General features: G+C 46.6%; 1 protein-coding gene. It reads right to left on the bottom strand.

Features of this window, described 5'->3' with window-relative positions:
* Window positions 1-1,045, bottom strand: a 1,045-nt coding sequence (locus TY15_RS22990; RefSeq protein ID WP_082025073.1) for a hypothetical protein, incomplete at its 3' end; no start/stop codon positions are given.
* Window positions 1,046-1,079: the final 34 nt, after the last annotated feature.

The following is a 1,079-nucleotide window of genomic DNA, read 5'->3' as shown; positions in this document are numbered from 1 at the left end:
CCAGCTTGTTTTTCACTACATTTGTTCCATCTTTTATCGCCGCTGAGGCACTCTTCAATCGTGTCACCGACTGCTGGCCTGCGGTCCTTACCATATTATCGATATGATTGACCCCTTCGGAGAAGCTCTGCTTAACTCCTGTCCGCAACCCGATTCCACCGATATTCTCCCCAAGATGCGCGAGTCGGACCGTGCTGCTGAATTTGGTCAAGCCACTGACACCAGGAACAATATCCAATGGCGCTAATAGTCCCCGAAACCAGCGTTCTCCTGTACCAAGCTCCCGGCCAGAGATCCAGTCTTTCCCCGACACGGCAGAACTCAATTCCATTGCACCATAGGCTGCCCCTAAGGCCAAGCCTGCTGGAGGGCAGATCAGTGTTGCCCCGACAATGACAACCAATGCCCCAATTTGCCCCCAGAATTCCTTGTCTTCTTGTTGGTTCCGAATCGATTCGTACTCAAAGGCACGCGTATTTACTATCGCCTGTTGATATTCTGCTTGCGAGAAATCCTCGTCTGGATTCAGCTCATGCCAGGCATCATATTCAAGCTTCATTTGTTCTGCATAAAAATTATCGCCACTAAATAAATCATCCAGGCTCACTTCGGTTTTGGGGACTTCAAACGATTGCGCTGGACCGTAACCCGCATAGACAAACTGTGTTTCCGTTACTCCGAGGCGATTTTCCGTTGTATAATTTGAAATCGATAAATCACGCATCGCTTCAACAAACGCGTCCATATCTTCATAAAAAGGCTGGTCAATTGTACGATCGACTATATCACCGACCTTGCCGGCAAAGTCATGTAAAATCTCGAAGTCTTCATACAACCCTTGATATTTACTCTTTTGACTGGTATGTTGAAATGTTATAACCCCGTCACTATCATAATTCGCTATTGTCTCCTCAGCATCCTCCAAATTATCACTTACATCTTTCAGATTATCGATCATCCCTTTGCCCCAACGCCCTAGACCAATCAAATCACCAATCCCGTCCTTCATCTTATCCCAGTCGGACGGAATATATTTTACATCCATTCGATCATACCCCCAGTTTTGCGATGATCTGTTC

It is taken from the genome of Neobacillus jeddahensis (genome assembly GCF_000612625.1).
In the GTDB taxonomy this organism is placed as follows: domain Bacteria; phylum Bacillota; class Bacilli; order Bacillales; family Cytobacillaceae; genus Neobacillus; species Neobacillus jeddahensis.
This window is presented reverse-complemented; position numbering and strand designations above follow the sequence as displayed.